Raw genomic sequence first — 19,327 nt, forward strand, 5'->3', positions numbered from 1 at the left:
GGTTATTGGGGGTTCTTTTCCGTTTTCAGCATATCGGTGATCAGCTTCAGATAATCCTTTTGCAGGCCGATGTCATACCGATCGCCCTCCAGCAATCTCCCGTAAACATCGCATGCCCTAAGTGAAGCTTTAATCGCATCCGTTAGCTGCACTTCTCCTCCGGCATCAGCTTCTAATGTCTCCAGCTTCTCAAAAATATCCGGTGTAAAAATATAACGTCCTGCTGCGGCAAAATGAGAAGGCGGGTTTTGTTTAGGCTTTTCCACAATATCCTGAATGTGATAAAGCCCTTTTTCAACAGGCTCCCCTTTTATCACACCGTAATGGTGCAATTCTTCCGGTTTCGTTTCTTTTAAGCCGATCACACTGCACTGATATTTCGTGTACGCTTCAATCAGCTGCCCCAAAGCCGGCTGATTAGCGGAAAAGATCAGATCATCAGGCAAAACGACGGCAAAAGGCTCTCCGCCTGAAAATTGCTTTCCAAAAGAAATCGCGTCGCCAAGACCTTTTGCATAAGGCTGCCGCACATAATGAATCCGTATATCCGGAATCGGATGTTCACTGAGTAAATGCAGTTTATGCCGGGAGGCCAGAAAAGCTTCAAGCGCCAAAGAGGAATCAAAATAGTCGACAATCAGATTTTTATGGCTCGATACAACCATCAAAATATCTTCAATGCCTGACTCCTTCAGCTCTTCAACAATATAATGAATCACAGGCTTAGATCCTACCGGAAACATTTCTTTTGGAATCACCTTCGTCACCGGAAGATTCCTCGTTCCGTATCCCCCGGCAGGAATGATCGCTTTTTTTATCATGTTATTTTCCCCTCAGCTCATGTTTATTACATGATATTCCAAGAGCGCACCCCGATGTTTGTACATCTGAAATTAGGCGAAAGAAACTGGGCAGAAAGCGGAATCACGAACCAGCCCTTTTTTAATAGGATATTGATATATGACCAGTAATCTTGTAAAGGAGCTCAGGTGATGAAAATTTGTGTGGTTGGCGCCGGATATGTCGGTTTGACCCTATCAGCGGCACTGGCATCCTTCGGGCATGACATGATATGCACAGACAAAGACCTCAAAAAAATCGAACAGCTGAAAAATGGAGACATTCCCTTTTACGAGCCTGGGCTTTCAGATGCACTAAATCATTGCGGCAATCTCTCGTTTTCTTCTGAAGTGAAATCGAGCATGGAGGAATGTCCCGTCATTTTTATCGCAGTCGGAACCCCTCCGCGTTCGGACGGATCAGCAGATACGAAAGCACTGCAGTCCGTCATCAGCGATTTGAGCGAGGCAATCCGATCGTATAAAACCATTATTACGAAAAGCACTGTTCCGCCCGGGACAAATGAAAACATAGCAAAACAGCTGATTGCCTCCGGAGTGTCTGAAAACTTATTTAACATCGTATCCAATCCGGAGTTTCTGCGGGAAGGCAACGCCTTGTATGACATGCTGCATCCTGATAAAACGGTCATCGGTGTTCAGGAAGGAGATCACGTATCAGCAGCAATCGTCAAATCCATTTATAAACACATTGACACCCCTTATATCATTACAAGCTTAGCAGGAGCAGAGCTGATTAAGTATGCCAATAACTTCTTCTTAGCAGCCAAAATTTCGTTCATTAACGAAATGGCCCGCATATGTGAAGCCTATCAATCAGATATCTCAGATATTTCCCGTGCCATCGGACTAGACCCGAGAATCGGTGGACACTTTTTGCAGGCCGGCATCGGATACGGCGGCTCTTGTTTTCCAAAGGATCTGCAGGCGCTGCAATTCGCTGCCCAGGAAAAAAACACGGAGACCTACCTGCTACAAGCCGTGCAGCACATCAATGATACCCAGCTCGGCCTGTATATCCAAAAAATAAAGTCATTCTTTGATACACTTCACGGCAAAAAAGCTGCTGTACTCGGCATTTCCTTCAAACCGCATACCGATGACACCAGGAATTCTCAAGCCGTCAGGTTGATAGAAAGGCTGACAGAGCTGGGATGCCATGTTGATGCATATGATCCTGAGGCTGTTCTTCCAGAACATTTGCGGAAACATGTGACTCAGCAATCTCAAGCTTTTGATGCGATAGCAGAGAGTGATTTTTTATTTTTGGCAACAGAATGGCCTGAATTTTTAGCATTAGATTGGAAAAAGACTGCAAGCATCATGAAAGGGCGACTTGTGATCGACGGGCGCAACGCACTGAAAAAAGAACTGCTCGAGGACTTCGGACTAATCTGCACAGGAGTTGGCCGCCCATGAAAATACTCGTCACAGGAGCAGCGGGATTTATCGGCTCCCACCTCTGCGAAGAATTGCTGAAGGATAAGACACATGATGTTATCGGAATCGACGACTTTATAGGACCCACTTCATTTTCCTTAAAATTCAAAAATCTTGAAGCCCTGCTGCCAGAAAAACGATTTACGTTCATAAAGGAAAATCTGCTGACTGCAGATCTTTCTCCCTTACTGGAGGGAGTGGATATCATCTTTCATTTGGCGGCCATACCGGGTGTCCGTTCAAGCTGGGGCGATCATTTTCATCCATATGCCGCACATAATATACAAGCGCTCCAAAGGCTCCTTGAGGCCTGCCGGGAACATCCGCTTCAAACGTTCGTCTTTGCTTCCACCTCTTCCGTCTATGGCGAAAAACAAGGGAAAGTCAGTGAAAACGCGGCGCTTTCCCCATTATCTCCGTACGGCGTAACAAAGCTTACGGGAGAAAAGCTTTGCCATGTGTATCAACAAAGCTTTGGCATTCCAATTGTGATTCTCCGTTTCTTTACCGTATACGGACCGAGACAGCGGCCGGACATGGCTTTTCACCGGCTCATCAAACAGCACCTTCAGCAAAAGCCGCTCACCATCTTCGGTAACGGGCAGCAGTCAAGAGATTTTACTTATATCGGCGACTGTGTCAAAGGCATCTACGCTGTTCTTGGGAAACCCCATCTTATTGGTGAAACGGTGAATATCGGCGGCGCAGAGCGTGCCTCAGTCTTAAAGGTTGTCTCCCTCATTGAAGACATTTCCGGTAAAAAAGCAACACTGCACTTTTCGGACAAAATAGCAGGGGAACCAAGCAAAACGTGGGCGGATATTTCAAAAGCAAAACAGCTCTTACATTACGATCCCGCCACATCCTTAAAGGATGGTTTGGCCAACGAATTTGCATATTTATCGTCGCTGTATCAGGGGGAATGAAAATGAAGCTTGCTTTTATCTGTACAGAAAAGCTGCCGGCGCCCGCGGTACGCGGCGGCGCAATTCAAATGATGATTGACGGTGTCACGCCCTATTTCAGCAGCCGGTACGATCTGACCATTTTTTCAATAGAAGATCCATCACTTCCAAAAAGAGAAACAAAAGACGGCGTACAGTATATCCATCTGCCAAAAGAGCATTACCGCGAGGCGGTAGCCGAGGAGCTGCGAGCCTCTTCCTTTGACCTTATTCATGTGTTCAATAGGCCTTTAAATGTCTCTCTATATAAAAAAGCCTCACCAAACAGCAAGATTGTTCTGAGCCTGCATAACGAAATGTTTTCTGAAAAAAAGATGACCTTCGCGCAAGGAAAAGAAGTACTCGACAATGTCTCCATGATCACAACCGTCAGCGAATTTATTAAACAAACCGTCATTGAACGGTTCCCTGAAGCAGAGGACATCACACAAGTCGTATACTCCGGTGTTGACATCCACTCTTATCCGCCTGTCTGGACGATGAAAGGTTCGGCTATTAGAGAAACATACCGAAAAAAATACGGCATTGGGGATAAGAAAGTCATTTTATTTGCCGGCCGTTTAAGCCCCACAAAAGGGCCTCACCTTCTCATTCACAGCATGAAACGGATTTTGCAGCAGCATCCCGACGCTGTGCTCGTCATAGCAGGCGGGAAGTGGTTCAGCGATGACGGTGAAAACCAATATGTAACCTATCTGCGAAAGCTGGCGCTGCCATACAGGGACCATGTGATCTTCACGAAATTCATCCCCGCAGACGACATTCCAAACCTCTTTCTGATGGCAGATGTATTTGTGTGCAGCTCTCAGTGGAATGAACCCCTCGCCCGTGTGAATTATGAAGCAATGGCGGCTGGAACGCCCTTAATTACCACAAACCGGGGCGGAAACGGAGAAGTTGTAAAACACGAAGTCAACGGTCTTGTCATCGACAGCTACAACAAGCCTTCTTCATTTGCGAAAGCAATTGACAGAGCCTTTAAAGACCAAGAATTAATGAACAAAATCACAAAAAACGGCCGGCACAATGTAGAAGCTTCTTTTACCTTTACCCATGCTGCCAAAAGGCTCAATGCTGTTTACCAATCCGTTCTGACACCGGAAAACAAACAATTTCCGCCGCCTCTTCTATCGCAGAACCTTGATTTATCATCTATCAATCAGCTTTTTGTGAAAGCAAAATCATAAAACCTACAGCTCGTGTTGCAATACGGGCTGTTTTTTTGCTGCATAGAACATAAAAAAAGGCATAAATGTGATTTTATGCCTTTCGCTTTACAGTTTGAGAAAACCATGGAGCTGGTGCGGATTCACTCGGAAGAACGATAATTTCCACTCTAGCTTCCTCCACTAATTCTGGTTCTTCATCCTCCTCTTCAATTGGCGGCTCTGAACGTTTGGAATCATGCTCCTCCTCAGGCTCTCGAATGGTTTCGAATTTCGTTTCTTCGTCATCCATAACTTTGTGATCTGTTTCCTTTTCCTTCGGTTCTTCTTGAAATTCTTTCGGTGCATTGATGTTAGGGAGCTCTCGAATGCTGCCCACAGCCAAGTGTTTCTCCTCTTCTTCCTTCTCAGCTGAGCTTGTGTCATGAGCCTGCCACCCCATCGATCCAGGCGGTGTAAATACGAATTGGTCGAGATCGAGTTTAGAAATGGAGGCTTTTTGTCTCGATGACCTCATGTCAATTCGCCTCCCGATACGCTTTTATTTTTTTATACAGTTCCGGCATTGTATCCAAAAACGCATCTTTAGATTCTTCAACAGAAATCATATTTTGCAGCGCCCAGTTGTACTTCTCATCTGACCATGTTTTCTTTTGCTTCAAATAATATTTATGGCCGATTGCACAGAACAAATGCGGAAACGCGAGATCAATCCATAGCACCTCGTACTGTTTTTCTGTGAGCGGATACACTGCATCATAGGCTGCAAGCAGTGCAACCATGAAATCGGTATCCCATACAGAAAGCTTAACCATAACTTTATTCAGCAGAATGCGCAGATCTCTTGATGGCAAATCGTAGGTAATCGAGTGAAGCTCTTTTAAAAAAGGCTCCCCGTCGATCTCAGTCAAACGCGCCAATGTAAAATCCTGAAAACAGAATCCGCCATGTTCAAGCGTTTCTTTTGTCCAATTTTCATACTCTGATTCATCAAGCGCTTGCAGAGCCTCTTTTCCTCTTGCCAGCATTTTATCAGCGTGTTTTAAGAAAGTTTGCGAAAATAAGTCATCAGGATAAGATGCCGCGATCTGCATATTCCCTTCTAATTCCTGCAGCTTCCACCGGTATAATTTATGCCATTTGCCGAGCCTGCTTCTTTTCTTGCTTTCATCTGTGCAAACATATCCTTTTGACGCATGATGAAAATGGCCGGCAAATGACATGACTTTTTTCATCTGCTCTGCATCATAGTAAATCATTTCTTTTCCTGTCACTTTGTCATATAAACTGTAGGAGACCCGATCAGTACCTAAGCAGCTCCCGCCATTTTTTGTTTGATGTATCGGCGCTACCGGCAGCCCTTTCTCTTGTAAATGGGCATGTGCCTGAGTGATAAAAAGCATTCGCTCCGGTTTCATCTGCGCTTCTTTTAATAGCTTTAGGCCTTGATCTGTTTGTATTTCCCAGATTTTGCGCCCGCTTTTGTTTGATTTCAGCGCCACATGTTCGACATGGAACGGATAATAGCTGAGAATATCGGACACAATCTGTTCTTCATGCTCTTTTTGGTACACTCTGTTCACCCCTTCTATCTGTTCTTCTCATACACGCTGAGCAGATTTTCCGCCACCCTCTGCCAGCCGAATTGGCTTTCTGCCTCACGACGGCTGTATTTCCCAAGCCGTTCCCGTTTTTCAGAGCTGCTGAGCAAATCATTGATATATCCAGCATATTGTTTAGGATTTTCAAAGTCATGAATGATGTAGCCGTTTTTCCCTTCCTCTATGACCTCTGGATTGCCTCCCCGATTGCTTGTAATAATAGGCAGTCCCGCAGCCATCGCTTCATAATGCACCCTCGCTAAAGGCTCCTGCCACTGCGAAGAGCATACAAATACATCTGACATGGTATAAAGGCGAGGAATGTCCTTTGGCTTCACAAATTGAATAAATGTGACATGATCCTTTTGCATCGCACCGAGGGTATGAAGATGTTTGACATAGTTATTTAATTCATTATCTCCGAACCATTTTGACCCGATAAACACCATCATGACATCAGGATGCTCCTCGATTATGTCCGGCAACGCCTGCAATAAAATGTGCGGGCCTTTTACTTTGCTGAGCCGGCCAACAAAAAGGACAATTTTTTTACCGTGAAGTTCCAGCTCGCTTCGCATATCTTCGCGAGCCCGCTGCCCTTCTTTTGTCCAGCGTGGGTGGTATGCTTTCAAATCCACACCGGAATACACCGTTTTTGTTTTTGATCGTGCTGACGGAAAACGGCTTGTGATCGTCCGGCCGATATAATCGCTGACCGTAACAATCTGCGCTACAGAATCGATGCATATCTCACCTTCTGCCTGGCTGATCTTATCGTAAGCGAACATTTCATTGTGAACGCTTAAAATAAAAACAGCATCTGGCGCCTGTTTCTTCAGTTTCGACACCCAGCTTGGGCGATTACAGACATGCACAAAATCAAAACGGCTCTTTTTCAGCTCTTCTCCAACAGCATCTTCATAACGGTCTTCATCCAAATGCACATAATGGACTCCGTCTGCTGTCTCTCGATCAGCGAGATTCGGATCTTTAATAGAAAATACAGTCACCTCATGTTTTTTGGCAATCAAAGGGGCAACTGCTTCGAGGTAGATTTGAATGGCGCCTCCTCGAACCGAGGGGACAGGAAGCTTCTCTGTGGCGATCAGTGCTATTTTCATACATAGCCTCCATTCCTGCATGATTTTTAACTAGTTAGAATCATGATACGGTTGAACAACCAACTTGTGCGGAATGGGACTGCCCCAAAAACAAAACGGGTAAACAACCAGATTCTTCTATCAAATATAGTCAAATATCTCAATCATTTTTTTCTTTCGATTCATAAGGTAGGAGTAAAACAGGTAAGGATGTGTCCTTTAATGGCAGAAAACCAAGAAGTCATTGAGGAGGGGAATTCATCAGAGCTTCCTTTATCAGCAGAAGATGAAAGAAAATTAACCGAGCTGGCTGAAAATGTGCTTCAAGGATGGGATGTGCAGACTGAAAAAATAGACGTCATTCAAGGAAACCAGATGGCGCTTGTGTGGAAGGTTCACACAGGCTCCGGTGCGGTTTGTCTGAAACGAATACACAGGCCCGAAAAGAAAGCCTTGTTTTCCATTTTCGCACAGGATTATTTAGCAAAAAAAGGCATGAACGTTCCCGGCATAATCCCAAATAAAAAAGGCAGCCTGTATTCCAAGCACGGCTCCTTTCTATTTGTCGTATATGACTGGATCGAAGGAAGGCCGTTTGAGCTGACTGTAAAGCAGGATTTGGAGTTTATCATGAAAGGCCTTGCTGATTTCCATACAGCTTCCGTCGGATATCAGCCGCCTAATGGCGTTCCCGTATTTACGAAATTAGGGCGCTGGCCGAATCACTATACGAAACGATGCAAACAGATGGAAACGTGGAAGCTGATGGCGCAGATGGAAAAAGAAGATCCTTTCTCACAGCTTTATCTTCAAGAGATAGACAGCTTTATTGAAGACGGACTGCGCATCAAAGACCGGCTTTTACAGTCGTCCTATGTGCCATGGACTGAACAGCTGAAAAAAAGCCCTAATCTTTGCCACCAGGATTATGGAACCGGAAATACCCTCTTGGGGGAAAACGAACAGATTTGGGTCATCGACCTAGATACCGTATCATTTGATCTTCCTATTCGAGATTTGCGCAAAATGATTATTCCGCTTTTAGATACGACGGGCGTTTGGGATGAAGAAACATTTCATGTGATGCTGAACGCATATGAATCCAGTGCCCCATTAACTGACGAACAAAAACAAGTAATGTTTATTGATATGCTGTTTCCTTATGAGCTTTACGATGTCATTCGCGAAAAATACGTCCGCAAGTCTGCTTTACCGAAGGAAGAATTAGAGTCAGCTTTTGAATATGAACGCATTAAAGCAAACGCATTAAAGCAGCTGATTTAAGACATCATCTCCCCCGTATATCGGGGGGATGATCTTTATAAGATAAGGGTAAGAATAAATGTAACATTAATACATACGGGGGTTACAAACATGAAGAAGATGGTCGGTGCCATAGCGGTTTTTGTGATTACATATGCGCTGTTTTCAGCCGCAGACTACCTGTTTCCAATTGACCAAGAATGGTACAATTCACTGAAAAAACCGGACTGGACGCCACCCGGATCTGCGATCGGCATCATTTGGGCCATCCTATTTGCCCTGATCTCCCTTTCAGCTGCCATTGTGTATGCCGAGTTTTCATTTAAAGATGCGAAAAGCTTTTGGCTTACGCTTTTGATTAATTATGTGCTCAATCAGGCATTCAGCTATTTTCAATTTACCCAAAAGAATCTGCTGGCTGCATCGATTGACAGCCTGCTTGTCGCCATCACTGCAATCGTTTTAATGATCATAGCGAAAAAATACAGCAGGACCGCAAGCTATCTTCTTTTGCCTTATTTTTTATGGAGTGCATTTGCGACATTCTTATCCTTTACAATCTATTCCATGAATCTGTGAACAAAAAAGCCGCTTATACAGCGGCTTTTCACATCATCGGCTGGATTCCCCAAATGTTTTTCGCATATTCCCGGATCGTGCGGTCGCTTGAGAAATATCCAGAATGGGCAATATTCACAATCGAACGCTCAGACCATTTCCGCCGATCGAGATAATCAGCTTGAATACGCTCCTGCGCATCTGCATATGAGCTGAAATCCTTCAGCACAAAATACTCATCATTATGCGGAAGCAGCGAGTCATAGATCGATTCAAATTCATCTGCTTCCCCTTCAAAAAAACCGTTGATCAGCTGATCCGCTACCTGTCTGATTCTGCGGTCATGCTGATAATATTCCCTCGATCTATAGCCGCCGTTTTCCTGATACGATAGAACTTCATCCGCCTTTAAACCGAATGTGTAAATACAATCAGGCCCCACCCGCTCAAGTATCTCAATATTTGCGCCGTCATGTGTGCCAATCGTCAAAGCGCCGTTCATCATGAACTTCATATTTCCTGTACCAGACGCTTCCTTGCTTGCGGTTGAAATTTGTTCACTTACATCTGACGCTGGAAAAATCCGCTCAGCCATAGAAACTCTGTAATTTTCCAAAAAAACAATCTTGATCAGTTGTTTGACTGCCGGATCATAGTTGACCTTTTCCGCGACAGAATGGATCAGCTTAATGATTTTCTTGGCATAATAATAACTTGGTGAAGCCTTTGCCCCAAAAATAAAGGTTTGCGGGTAGATAGAAAAGCCCGAGTCCTCTTTGAGCCGATTATACAAATACATAATATGAAGAACATTCAGCAGCTGCCGTTTGTATGCATGAAGCCGTTTCACCTGAACATCAAATATGCTGTCAGGGTTCACAACTACCCCGGCCGTGCAAAAAATCAAATCAGCGAGCTCTTGTTTTTTCCTGCTTTTGTTGTTTTGAAACTGTTCGATAAAAGCAGGATCAGAGGCGTATGGTTCTAAGCGAATCAGTGATTCCGGCTGTTTCACCCATTCATTGCCGATCGCCTCCGTGATGATAGCAGACAAGCCGGGATTCGCTTTCAGCAGCCAGCGCCTGTGGGCAATTCCATTCGTCTTATTGTTAAAACGATTCGGAAACAGCAAATGAAAATCGCGCATCTCCCTTTCCTTTAAAATTTCGGAATGAATTTTGGCAACGCCGTTTACACTGTAGCTGCCCACTATAGCCAGATGAGCCATTTTGACAACACCATGCGCCGTAATCGCCATGTCCTCTATCCTTTTCCAGTCTCCGGGATACTTTTCCCACACCGCCCGGCAAAACCTTTCATTGATCTCTTCAATAATCATGTACATTCGCGGGAGCAGCGGCTTAAACAAATGAATCGGCCATTTCTCAAGCGCTTCTGACAATGTCGTATGATTTGTATAAGAAATCGTATGTACGGTAATATGCCAGGCCTCTTCCCAGCTCATGTTCTCTTCATCGAGCAAAACCCGCATCAGCTCAGGCACTGCCAGTGCAGGATGGGTATCATTAATATGAATGCTTACTTTTTTATGCAAGCCGGATAAAGATTTATTTGTTTTTCGGTAATTGTTCACAATGCTTTTTAAGCTTGCGCATACTAAAAAATACTGCTGCTTCAGCCGTAAAATTTTCCCCTCGTCATGAGTGTCATCAGGATATAAAAATTCAGAAACTGCTTCGGTTTCCCGCTTATAAGACAAAATATTGCCGCCATGATAATGCGCATAAGGCTCAGCGTTCCAAAGCCTTAACGTATTGACGGTACCCGTTTCATAGCCGATGATTGGGATGTCATAAGGAACGGCTGTAACAATTGTAGCTTGCTCGTGGCGAAAATGCAGACGTCCGTTCTTTTCTGTCATATGCACCTCGCCCCAAAACGGCACGTCAACTGCCTGATCGGCATTTCTTACTTCCCATACATTCCCGTTTTTCAGCCATTGCTCAGGCAGCTCCACCTGATGCCCGTCTACAATTTTTTGCTCAAACAAGCCATGCTTATAACGAATGCCCATCCCGTGCCCCGGCAAATTCAATGAAGCCAGAGAATCTAAAAAGCAAGCTGCCAAGCGCCCAAGCCCGCCGTTGCCGAGACCTGCATCGCTTTCCATTTGAAGGATCTCCTCTAAATTGATGCCGATTTCCTTTAAGCCTGCTTCTACAACATCACGAACGCCAAGATTCATTAAATTTTGTTCAAGGAGCTGACCGAGCAGAAATTCGATTGACAAATAATATGTCTGCTTCCCGGAATTGGACCTGCTTTTTTCATTCGTCTGGATCCAATCAGCGCTGATATATTCTCTGACCATATTGCCCAACGTTTTATATTGATCCAGCTTGGCAGAGTCTTTGAAGCTTTTTCCGCACGTCATTTCCAGACGCTTTAAAAATAAGGCTGCAAAGCGTTCTTTACTCGAGAACATCCCGTCCACTCCTTGTCACATGCTCGAAAATGTGCTGATACTCTTTTGCTGACTGCTCCCAGCTGTAATCTGCATTCATTGCGGTCTTCATGATGCTCTTCCATACATCCTTTTGGCGATAAAACGACAGCGCCCTCTCGATCGTAAATTTCAGATCATGCGCATTGAAAGCGGAAAACGTAAAGCCATTGCCCGTTCCCTCTTCCTCCTGATAGGAACGGACAGTGTCGTAAAGACCGCCCGTCTCCCTGACAATCGGAATGGCGCCATATTGGAGAGCAATAAGCTGACCCAAGCCGCACGGCTCAAATTTCGACGGCATCAAAAACATATCGGAGCCCGCATAAATTTGATGGGCAAGCGGCTCATCAAACCCAATATACGCTCGGCACTTCTCATGAAAAGCAAATTCTGCATACCGGAAATAATCTTCAAATTCACGTTCCCCTGTACCCAGCACAATTAGCTGTATGTCTTGCTCTTCAAGAAGTTCGTGCATAATTCTGCGGACAAGATCAAGTCCCTTTTGTTTAGTGAGCCTTGTCACCATACTGATCAGCGGAATATCATTTCGCTCTGGAAGCCCCATCCGCCGCTGAAGCTTCGTTTTATTTACTTCCTTGCATGCAAGATGCTCCGAATCGTAATGCGCCTCTATATAGGGATCGCATTTCGGCTGATAGAAAGTATCATCAATGCCATTTAATATGCCGGTTACATCATTTTCCCTATATTGCAAAACCTGCTCAAGCTGTTCACCATAATAAGGCGTCAATATTTCATTTCTGTAAGTGGGGCTCACAGTTGTCACATGATCAGCCGCAATGATGCCTGCCTTCATAAAATTAACAAATCCGTTGCATTCTAACCTTTCATAATGAAAATGATCCATCTCAAGCCCTAGCAAGTCATGTGTGACATCAGGCGGAAATATGCCTTGAAACTGTAGATTGTGGATTGTGAGCACGCTTCTCATCTGCTTATAAAAAGGATGTTTTCTGTATTCCTCTTTCAGCAAATAATTGACCATCGCTGTATGCCAGTCGTGAGTATGAACAATATCGGCTTGAATATTCACAGCTTCGGCGGCCTCCAGCACAGCTCTTGAAAAAAAGGCAAACCGTTCACCGTCATCATAATGCCCGTACAACGAATCCCTGTTAAAATAATATTTATTGTCGATGAAATAATAATTCACATCATCTTCAGCAATATGTTCAATTCCGCAATATTGCTGACGCCAGCCGACGGCTACCGTACACTCAGCCGTTTTTTCCATGCGCTTTTTCCATCGCTCAGATATTTGGCTGTACTTCGGAAGCATTACAGCTACTTCATTACCTAATCGCGCAAGTGCCTTTGGCAGAGCACCAGCTACATCAGCAAGACCTCCTGATTTAACAAACGGGGTACATTCAGATACAGCAAATAATACCTTCAAGAATTCATCAGCTCTCCTTGTACCAAACCTTTTCTTAATACAAGCGGCTGCTCAGCTGTTCCCGCAGCCTCAGTCGCATTGCCGATTTTAACGTCCTTATCAGAAATGACCTGCTCAATCTGGCAATTCTCGCCAATCTGCGTTTTTTGCATAATAATGCAGTTTTTCAGCTTCGTCCCCTTTCCGACATGAACTGCCCTGAACAAAATGCAGTTTTCAACCTCTCCTTCAAGCACACATCCGTTTGCGACTAAGGAATTTTTAACAGTGCTGTGTTTTCCGTATTTCGTCGGCGGCTCATCCTTCACTTTTGTATAAATCGGCTGCTGCGGCAAAAACACCTGCTGCCAAAAACGAGGCTGAATGAGCTCCATACTGTGGGTAAAATACTTTTCCACCGAATCAATGACAGCGGCATAACCTGAATATTCATAAGGGCAAATGGTCAAGGAGGAGGAATCTTTTTCAACAGCCTCCTGAATGGTTTTATAGCCTTTTTCACTATGTCCGTAGATCAGATCCTTTAAGAGCGTTGTAGACATGATATAGATTTGCAGCGACTGGCCATCCTGAAATACCTCGGTGACGTCGCAGCCAACCTCCTGATGGCGTTTCAGCACATATTGAAATTGAATGTTGCATACAGTATGGCTGTTGGAAATGACAGCATACTGCTGTGTGCTTCTGTGAAAATAATCAAGATGGTCGGAAAACTGCCGAAAAGAACCGAACTCATCGTATTCTTGGTGAAGGTGGGGCGACGGGAAAAAAAAGAGGCCATCCTTTTTTCGATGCAAATCCCATTCCTTACCTGCTCCAAGATGATCCATAAGCGAACGATAGCGATACTTCGGAAAAATCGCGACACTCCTAATATCCGCATTCACCATGTTGGAAAGCATAAAATCGATCAGACGGTACCTGCCGGCGAAAGGGATTGCTCCCAGCGACCGCTGTGCCGTTAAATCCTGAAGAGAATGCTTATATGTGGTTTCATCTATAACACCTAACATTTGATTATTGAACACTGACTCAGCCCCCTCTTCAGTATTAGATCAATTCTTTTTCTACAAATTCCTCTGAAACGAGCAACGCCTCCTGAATGTCTTTTTCGGATCGAATCACTGCGCCATCCGGCAGCACCAGACCCTTAGGAACGATGGCATTTTCAATTACTACATGCTCCCCAATCGTCACATCCGGCATTATGACGGATGATTTAACAGTCGCATGCTTACCGACAGTCACGCCTTGAAAAAGAACGGAGTGAGACACATTTCCATATACAACACAACCTTCGTTCACAAGCGAATCTTGAACCTGCGCATCAGATGAAATAAATTGCGGAGGCTGATTCGGATTGACGGAGTAAATTTTCCACTTCCGTTCAAATAGCTTCAGCTCCGAGTCCTCTTTTAACAGATCCATATTGGCTTCCCACAAGCTCTGAACAGTACCGACATCCTTCCAATATCCTTTGAACGGATAAGCGGAAAGCTTCTTTTTCTCCTCCAAAAGCAGAGGAATAATGTCTTTGCCAAAGTCGTGGCTTGAATAAGGATTCCGGTCGTCCATCTCAAGATACTGTTTCAAAAGCGGCCAATTGAATATATAAATTCCCATTGAGGCAAGATTGCTCTTAGGGAATTTGGGTTTTTCATCAAAATGTGTAATCGTCCCATCTGCATCGGTCTTCATGATGCCGAACCGGCTTGCTTCCTCCCAGCCCACCTCGATGACAGAGATCGTTACATCCGCTTTCTTTTCAATATGAAAATCAAGCATTTTACCGTAGTCCATTTTGTATATGTGATCTCCTGATAATATCAGCACATACTCAGGATCATACTGATTCAAATAATTAAGATTTTCATAAATGGCGCTTGCCGTCCCTTTATACCATTTGACTTCTGATGACTCGGCATAAGGGGGTAATACCGTCACGCCGCCATTATATCTGTCAAGGTCCCATGCACTGCCGATTCCAATATAGGAATTCAGCTCAAGCGGCTGATATTGTGTTAAAATCCCGACTGTGTCTATGCCTGAATTGGAACAGTTGCTGAGGGTAAAATCAATAATCCTGTATTTTCCCCCGAAAGATACAGCCGGTTTGGCCATATTTTTTGTCAATCCGCTGAGACGGCTGCCCTTCCCGCCGGCAAGGAGCATGGCTACACATTGTTTTTTCATCTTTTTATCTCTCCTCTTTTTTTAACCGCCCGTAAAATCGAAATGCCGTAAGGGGGGATGGTCATCGTGATATAACATGGTTTATGATGAAGAGCTCCCTTTTTGGCCGCTAACGGCTTTTTGTTGATTTGTCCTGAGCCTCCATATGCTTCACTGTCGCTGTTCAGCACTTCAATGTATTGAGTAAGAAAAGGAACCCCAACATCATATTGATGATAGACCGCGGGTGTAAAATTACAAATGATGACAAGCGCCTCACCGTGCCTTTTGCCATAACGAATAAAAGAAAAGATTGATTGTTCGTCATTATGGACATCAATCCATTCAAACGATTGTGCACGATGGTCATGTTCATAAAGGATTTTGCTTTTTTGATAAAAGCGGAGAAGATCTTGCGTAAAAACGCTGGCTTTCTGATGCATGGGGAAGGAGTCCAAAAACCAATCAAGCTGTTCTGTATCTTTCCATTCATCAAATTGGGCAAATTCTGATCCCATAAAAATCAATTTCTTTCCGGGATGAGCCGTCATATAGCCGAGCAAAAGCCGATACTGGGCAAATTTCTGCCAATAGTCGCCAGGCATTTTATTAAGAAGGGATTTTTTTCCGTATACGACTTCATCATGAGAAAACGGCAATACAAAATGTTCACTAAACGCATACAGTAATGAAAACGAAATAAGCTGATGACAATACCGCCTTTCTTCTGGCGGCGTCTCCATGTATTTCAGTACGTCATTCATCCAGCCCATATTCCATTTAAAATGAAAACCAAGCCCTCCTTCCTCAACAGCACCTGTCACTTGAGGCCATTCCGTAGAGTCTTCCGCAATCATCATGACATGAGGATATGCCTCTCTCATGGTTTGATTGAGTTTTTTTAAAAATTCAACAGCATGTGGATTCGTATGGCGTTCATCCTGATTTGGCCAATACAGGAGATTAGCCACTGCATCAACCCTAAATCCATCTATATGATAGAGTTCCGCCCAGTACAACGCATTAGAAATTAAAAAACTATGAACTTCCGGTTTTCCCAGGTCAAAGTTTGCCGTGCCCCATAGCCAGTTCTCCCGATCACGTTCTTCTTGATATTCATAAAGTGGCTCTCCATCAAACATATAAAGACCATGTGCATCTTTACAAAAATGTCCGGGGACCCAATCCAGAATGACTCCGATGTTTTCTTGATGGCATTCATCCACAAACTTCATCAAATCATGCGGCGTGCCAAACCTGCTTGTCGGGCTGTAATAACCCGTTCCTTGATATCCCCAGGAACGATCATAAGGGTGCTCATACACCGGAAGCAGTTCGATATGGGTAAACCCATGCTCTTTGATATAAGGAATAAGCGACTGGCTTAATTCTTTATAAGAGTAATGCCTGCCATCAGAATGTTTCTTCCAGGAACCGAGATGAAGTTCATAAATAAAAACAGGTTTCTCATACAGCGTATTAGCCTTCTGTTTCTTTTGCCATTTTTGATCTTTCCAGTTATATCCTGCAAAATCGTAAGTAAGTGACGCTGTATTGGGCCTGATTTCTGAATAAATAGCATATGGATCTGCCTTCAGCCTGATCTCGCCGCTTTTCGTCACGATTTCATACTTATATCTTTCCTTTTCTCCTAAATTTGGAATAAACAACGTCCAAATGCCACCATCGTTCGCTCTGTGCATCACATGCTGTTCTCCTGACCAGCTGTTAAAGTCCCCAGCCACTCGTACTTCTGACGCATGAGGTGCCCACACACAGAATTCATATCCTCTTTGGCCATTCAGCTCGCGATAATGCGAGCCAAACAGCTGATAGCTTTTAAACAGACTGCCTTCGTGAAAAAGATAAACATCATGTGCTGTAGGGCTGGCAGCGGCCATGTAATCATCCTTTCTGACATCATAGTTTTCATTTATAGTATTTATTCGAAGAAATAAAAAAAAGCCCTTTCATGAAAGCGCTTATACTTATTGACAATTAACTTCATTTTCCGAAGAAAAACGAAATATATGGAGATTTTTGTTGCCTGTTTATAGAATATAGAATGATTCTAAGGCATGTCAGGATTTATAAAAAATAAAAAAACCTTGCAGGATATGCAAGGTTTCTGAATGACCCGTACGGGATTCGAACCCGTGTTACCGCCGTGAAAGGGCGGTGTCTTAACCGCTTGACCAACGGGCCGATGATTGAGAATTTATATGTGTAATCATATGGCGGAGAAGGAGGGATTTGAACCCTCGCGCCGCTTACACGACCTACACCCTTAGCAGGGGCGCCTCTTCAGCCACTTGAGTACTTCTCCATTTGGCTCCACAGGCAGGATTCGAACCTGCGACCGATCGGTTAACAGCCGATAGCTCTACCACTGAGCTACTGTGGAATATAAAGGTCATGGTGGGCCTGAATGGACTCGAACCATCGACCTCACGCTTATCAGGCGTGCGCTCTAACCAGCTGAGCTACAGGCCCATGACAATATAGAAATGGAGCGGGTGATGGGAATCGAACCCACGACATCAGCTTGGAAGGCTGAGGTTTTACCACTAAACTACACCCGCAATTTTATTTGGGGCGATTGATGGGAATCGAACCCACGAATGCCAGAGCCACAATCTGGTGCGTTAACCACTTCGCCACAACCGCCAAAATATATATTGATAAATGGTGGCTCGGGACGGAATCGAACCGCCGACACACGGATTTTCAGTCCGTTGCTCTACCAACTGAGCTACCGAGCCTTATTATTTAAATGGCGGTCCGGACGGGACTCGAACCCGCGACCTCCTGCGTGACAGGCAGGCATTCTAACCAACTGAACTACCGGACCATTTTGATATTTACATGTGAATTTTTTAGGTTGTACCCTTTAGGTACCCCTTATTTCATTCATATAATTTGGTTGCGGGGGCAGGATTTGAACCTGCGACCTTCGGGTTATGAGCCCGACGAGCTACCGAACTGCTCCACCCCGCGATGATTAAGAATATATATGGCGGAGGAAGAGGGATTCGAACCCCCGCGGGCTTTGACACCCCTGTCGGTTTTCAAGACCGATCCCTTCAGCCAGACTTGGGTATTCCTCCGTATAGTGGTGGACCTTGTAGGACTCGAACCTACGACCGGACGGTTATGAGCCGTCTGCTCTAACCAACTGAGCTAAAGGTCCATTGGTAGCGGCGGAGGGGATCGAACCCCCGACCTCACGGGTATGAACCGTACGCTCTAGCCAGCTGAGCTACACCGCCAAATATTTATTGAAACCAAGTGGAGCCTAGCGGGATCGAACCGCTGACCTCCTGCGTGCAAAGCAGGCGCTCTCCCAGCTGAGCTAAGGCCCCAAGAATGGTCGGGAAGACAGGATTCGAACCTGCGACCCCATGGTCCCAAACCATGTGCTCTACCAAGCTGAGCTACTTCCCGATTTCATGTAGATCATGGCGCGCCCGAGAGGAGTCGAACCCCTAACCTTTTGATCCGTAGTCAAACGCTCTATCCAATTGAGCTACGGGCGCAAAACTTAATGCCGAGGGCCGGACTTGAACCGGCACGGTAGTCACCTACCGCAGGATTTTAAGTCCTGTGTGTCTGCCAATTCCACCACCCCGGCGTGGATGGTATAGTTGGAGCGGAAGACGGGATTCGAACCCGCGACCCCCACCTTGGCAAGGTGGTGTTCTACCACTGAACTACTTCCGCAGAAATGGTGCGGATGAAGGGACTTGAACCCCCACGTCTGTAAAGACACTAGAGCCTGATTCTAGCGCGTCTGCCAATTCCGCCACATCCGCAACATATAAATGGTGAGCCATGAAGGACTCGAACCTTCGACCCTCTGATTAAAAGTCAGATGCTCTACCAACTGAGCTAATGGCTCTTCTTACAAGAGACTTGAATATTATATCATATAAAAGTGGTGCCGGCAAGAGGACTTGAACCCCCAACCTACTGATTACAAATCAGTTGCTCTACCAATTGAGCTACACCGGCATATATGTAAAACCGATATGTATAATGAAGAATGGTGGAGGATGACGGGCTCGAACCGCCGACCCTCTGCTTGTAAGGCAGATGCTCTCCCAGCTGAGCTAATCCTCCATAATTGCACTAATGTGCAATTGCTTGGCGGCGTCCTACTCTCACAGGGGGAAACCCCCGACTACCATCGGCGCTGAAGAGCTTAACTTCCGTGTTCGGTATGGGAACGGGTGTGACCTCTTCGCTATCGCCACCAAACAAATTGAGAGTGTTCTCTCAAAACTAGATAACAGGTGTGACATCATTCAAAATGTGG

The 19,327-nt window shown here is 44.9% G+C and carries 14 protein-coding genes, 21 tRNA genes and 1 rRNA gene; 5 read left to right on the forward strand and 31 right to left on the reverse strand.

Annotated features, from left to right (window positions below; all coding sequences use genetic code 11):
- Window positions 1-2 precede the first annotated feature (2 nt).
- On the reverse strand, window positions 3-821 hold the full coding sequence (locus AC0C66_RS08065) for a UTP--glucose-1-phosphate uridylyltransferase (RefSeq protein ID WP_327816322.1): 819 nt from the start codon (window positions 819-821) through the stop codon (window positions 3-5).
- 171 nt (window positions 822-992) lie between these two features.
- Between AC0C66_RS08065 and AC0C66_RS08070 the strand changes: the two genes are divergently transcribed.
- Genes AC0C66_RS08070 through AC0C66_RS08080 form a run of 3 tightly spaced genes read left to right on the forward strand, consistent with a single transcriptional unit; the run spans window position 993 to window position 4,452 of the window.
- On the forward strand, window positions 993-2,279 hold the full coding sequence (locus tag AC0C66_RS08070) for a UDP-glucose dehydrogenase family protein (RefSeq protein WP_114151312.1): 1,287 nt from the start codon (window positions 993-995) through the stop codon (window positions 2,277-2,279).
- Window positions 2,276-3,226: an NAD-dependent epimerase/dehydratase family protein gene (locus AC0C66_RS08075; protein WP_072181959.1), complete on the forward strand. Its 951-nt coding sequence runs from the start codon at window positions 2,276-2,278 to the stop codon at window positions 3,224-3,226. The genes AC0C66_RS08070 and AC0C66_RS08075 overlap by 4 nt, the downstream gene beginning before the upstream one ends.
- A 2-nt stretch (window positions 3,227-3,228) precedes the next feature.
- Window positions 3,229-4,452: a glycosyltransferase family 4 protein gene (locus AC0C66_RS08080; RefSeq protein WP_461845668.1), complete on the forward strand. Its 1,224-nt coding sequence runs from the start codon at window positions 3,229-3,231 to the stop codon at window positions 4,450-4,452.
- Between the two features lie 73 nt (window positions 4,453-4,525).
- Here AC0C66_RS08080 and AC0C66_RS08085 read toward each other — a convergent pair whose 3' ends face one another.
- Genes AC0C66_RS08085 through cotSA form a run of 3 tightly spaced genes read right to left on the reverse strand, consistent with a single transcriptional unit; the run spans window position 4,526 to window position 7,153 of the window.
- A complete protein-coding gene (locus tag AC0C66_RS08085) occupies window positions 4,526-4,948 on the reverse strand; it encodes a hypothetical protein (RefSeq protein ID WP_242735024.1) in 423 nt (140 codons plus the stop codon).
- A 1-nt stretch (window position 4,949) separates the two neighbouring features.
- The gene (gene cotS, locus AC0C66_RS08090) at window positions 4,950-6,005 is read right to left on the reverse strand and encodes a spore coat putative kinase CotS (protein WP_326201256.1); all 1,056 of its coding nucleotides are present in this window, start codon (window positions 6,003-6,005) and stop codon (window positions 4,950-4,952) included.
- A 14-nt stretch (window positions 6,006-6,019) separates the two neighbouring features.
- Entirely contained in the window at window positions 6,020-7,153 is a 1,134-nt protein-coding gene (gene cotSA, locus AC0C66_RS08095; RefSeq protein WP_327816318.1) for a spore coat protein CotSA, read from the reverse strand.
- Between the two features lie 189 nt (window positions 7,154-7,342).
- On the opposite strand from cotSA, the gene cotI reads away from it, so the two are divergent.
- Together cotI and AC0C66_RS08105 are read left to right on the forward strand one after the other, a co-directional pair.
- Entirely contained in the window at window positions 7,343-8,416 is a 1,074-nt protein-coding gene (cotI, locus tag AC0C66_RS08100) for a spore coat kinase CotI (protein WP_072181955.1), read from the forward strand.
- A gap of 90 nt (window positions 8,417-8,506) precedes the next feature.
- A complete protein-coding gene (locus AC0C66_RS08105; protein ID WP_088679896.1) occupies window positions 8,507-8,974 on the forward strand; it encodes a TspO/MBR family protein in 468 nt (155 codons plus the stop codon).
- Between the two features lie 28 nt (window positions 8,975-9,002).
- Here AC0C66_RS08105 and glgP read toward each other — a convergent pair whose 3' ends face one another.
- From glgP to rrf, 27 genes are all read right to left on the reverse strand, one after another.
- Window positions 9,003-11,399, reverse strand: a complete 2,397-nt coding sequence (glgP, locus tag AC0C66_RS08110; protein WP_327816317.1) for a glycogen phosphorylase GlgP — start codon at window positions 11,397-11,399, stop codon at window positions 9,003-9,005.
- A complete protein-coding gene (gene glgA, locus AC0C66_RS08115; RefSeq protein WP_327816316.1) occupies window positions 11,386-12,840 on the reverse strand; it encodes a glycogen synthase GlgA in 1,455 nt (484 codons plus the stop codon). Before glgA ends, glgP begins: the two co-directional genes overlap by 14 nt.
- A complete protein-coding gene (gene glgD / locus AC0C66_RS08120) occupies window positions 12,837-13,868 on the reverse strand; it encodes a glucose-1-phosphate adenylyltransferase subunit GlgD (RefSeq protein WP_072181951.1) in 1,032 nt (343 codons plus the stop codon). Before glgD ends, glgA begins: the two co-directional genes overlap by 4 nt.
- A 22-nt stretch (window positions 13,869-13,890) precedes the next feature.
- Window positions 13,891-15,033: a glucose-1-phosphate adenylyltransferase gene (locus tag AC0C66_RS08125; RefSeq protein ID WP_072181950.1), complete on the reverse strand. Its 1,143-nt coding sequence runs from the start codon at window positions 15,031-15,033 to the stop codon at window positions 13,891-13,893.
- Entirely contained in the window at window positions 15,030-16,913 is a 1,884-nt protein-coding gene (gene glgB / locus AC0C66_RS08130; protein WP_461845670.1) for a 1,4-alpha-glucan branching enzyme, read from the reverse strand. The genes AC0C66_RS08125 and glgB overlap by 4 nt, the downstream gene beginning before the upstream one ends.
- Before the next feature lie 232 nt (window positions 16,914-17,145).
- Window positions 17,146-17,217, reverse strand: a tRNA-Glu gene (locus tag AC0C66_RS08135).
- Window positions 17,218-17,247: 30 nt separating this feature from the next.
- Window positions 17,248-17,338, reverse strand: a tRNA-Ser gene (locus AC0C66_RS08140).
- Between the two features lie 3 nt (window positions 17,339-17,341).
- Window positions 17,342-17,416 (reverse strand) — tRNA-Asn (locus tag AC0C66_RS08145).
- Window positions 17,417-17,428: 12 nt separating this feature from the next.
- Window positions 17,429-17,505, reverse strand: a tRNA-Ile gene (locus tag AC0C66_RS08150).
- 15 nt (window positions 17,506-17,520) lie between these two features.
- A tRNA-Gly gene (locus AC0C66_RS08155) sits at window positions 17,521-17,594 on the reverse strand.
- Between the two features lie 9 nt (window positions 17,595-17,603).
- Window positions 17,604-17,679: transfer RNA gene (locus tag AC0C66_RS08160), tRNA-His, on the reverse strand.
- Between the two features lie 19 nt (window positions 17,680-17,698).
- Window positions 17,699-17,774, reverse strand: a tRNA-Phe gene (locus AC0C66_RS08165).
- A 12-nt stretch (window positions 17,775-17,786) separates the two neighbouring features.
- Window positions 17,787-17,863, reverse strand: a tRNA-Asp gene (locus tag AC0C66_RS08170).
- Window positions 17,864-17,932: 69 nt separating this feature from the next.
- A tRNA-Met gene (locus AC0C66_RS08175) sits at window positions 17,933-18,009 on the reverse strand.
- Window positions 18,010-18,026: 17 nt separating this feature from the next.
- Window positions 18,027-18,119: transfer RNA gene (locus tag AC0C66_RS08180), tRNA-Ser, on the reverse strand.
- A gap of 6 nt (window positions 18,120-18,125) precedes the next feature.
- Window positions 18,126-18,202, reverse strand: a tRNA-Ile gene (locus AC0C66_RS08185).
- 2 nt (window positions 18,203-18,204) lie between these two features.
- Window positions 18,205-18,281: transfer RNA gene (locus AC0C66_RS08190), tRNA-Met, on the reverse strand.
- Between the two features lie 20 nt (window positions 18,282-18,301).
- Window positions 18,302-18,374, reverse strand: a tRNA-Ala gene (locus AC0C66_RS08195).
- 5 nt (window positions 18,375-18,379) lie between these two features.
- Window positions 18,380-18,456 (reverse strand) — tRNA-Pro (locus AC0C66_RS08200).
- 15 nt (window positions 18,457-18,471) lie between these two features.
- Window positions 18,472-18,548: transfer RNA gene (locus AC0C66_RS08205), tRNA-Arg, on the reverse strand.
- Window positions 18,549-18,557: 9 nt separating this feature from the next.
- Window positions 18,558-18,643: transfer RNA gene (locus AC0C66_RS08210), tRNA-Leu, on the reverse strand.
- A 14-nt stretch (window positions 18,644-18,657) separates the two neighbouring features.
- Window positions 18,658-18,732 (reverse strand) — tRNA-Gly (locus AC0C66_RS08215).
- A gap of 5 nt (window positions 18,733-18,737) precedes the next feature.
- Window positions 18,738-18,824: transfer RNA gene (locus AC0C66_RS08220), tRNA-Leu, on the reverse strand.
- Window positions 18,825-18,834: 10 nt separating this feature from the next.
- Window positions 18,835-18,910 (reverse strand) — tRNA-Lys (locus AC0C66_RS08225).
- A 37-nt stretch (window positions 18,911-18,947) separates the two neighbouring features.
- Window positions 18,948-19,023 (reverse strand) — tRNA-Thr (locus AC0C66_RS08230).
- Window positions 19,024-19,055: 32 nt separating this feature from the next.
- A tRNA-Val gene (locus AC0C66_RS08235) sits at window positions 19,056-19,131 on the reverse strand.
- Between the two features lie 22 nt (window positions 19,132-19,153).
- Window positions 19,154-19,269: ribosomal RNA gene (gene rrf / locus AC0C66_RS08240) — 5S ribosomal RNA — on the reverse strand.
- Window positions 19,270-19,327 lie beyond the last annotated feature (58 nt).

This window comes from Bacillus sp. VA13 (assembly GCF_055710085.1).

Excerpts from the sequence above, each read along its gene's own strand:
- AC0C66_RS08065 (WP_327816322.1), bottom strand. The coding sequence starts at position 821 with ATGATAAAAAAAGCGATCATTCCTGCCGGGGGATACGGAACGAGGAAT.
- AC0C66_RS08070 (WP_114151312.1), top strand. The coding sequence starts at position 993 with ATGAAAATTTGTGTGGTTGGCGCCGGATATGTCGGTTTGACCCTATCA.
- AC0C66_RS08075 (WP_072181959.1), top strand. The coding sequence starts at position 2,276 with ATGAAAATACTCGTCACAGGAGCAGCGGGATTTATCGGCTCCCACCTC.
- AC0C66_RS08080 (WP_461845668.1), top strand. The coding sequence starts at position 3,229 with ATGAAGCTTGCTTTTATCTGTACAGAAAAGCTGCCGGCGCCCGCGGTA.
- AC0C66_RS08085 (WP_242735024.1), bottom strand. The coding sequence starts at position 4,948 with ATGAGGTCATCGAGACAAAAAGCCTCCATTTCTAAACTCGATCTCGAC.
- cotSA (WP_327816318.1), bottom strand. The coding sequence starts at position 7,153 with ATGAAAATAGCACTGATCGCCACAGAGAAGCTTCCTGTCCCCTCGGTT.
- cotI (WP_072181955.1), top strand. The coding sequence starts at position 7,343 with ATGTGTCCTTTAATGGCAGAAAACCAAGAAGTCATTGAGGAGGGGAAT.
- AC0C66_RS08105 (WP_088679896.1), top strand. The coding sequence starts at position 8,507 with ATGAAGAAGATGGTCGGTGCCATAGCGGTTTTTGTGATTACATATGCG.
- glgP (WP_327816317.1), bottom strand. The coding sequence starts at position 11,399 with ATGTTCTCGAGTAAAGAACGCTTTGCAGCCTTATTTTTAAAGCGTCTG.
- AC0C66_RS08125 (WP_072181950.1), bottom strand. The coding sequence starts at position 15,033 with ATGAAAAAACAATGTGTAGCCATGCTCCTTGCCGGCGGGAAGGGCAGC.
- glgB (WP_461845670.1), bottom strand. The coding sequence starts at position 16,913 with ATGGCCGCTGCCAGCCCTACAGCACATGATGTTTATCTTTTTCACGAA.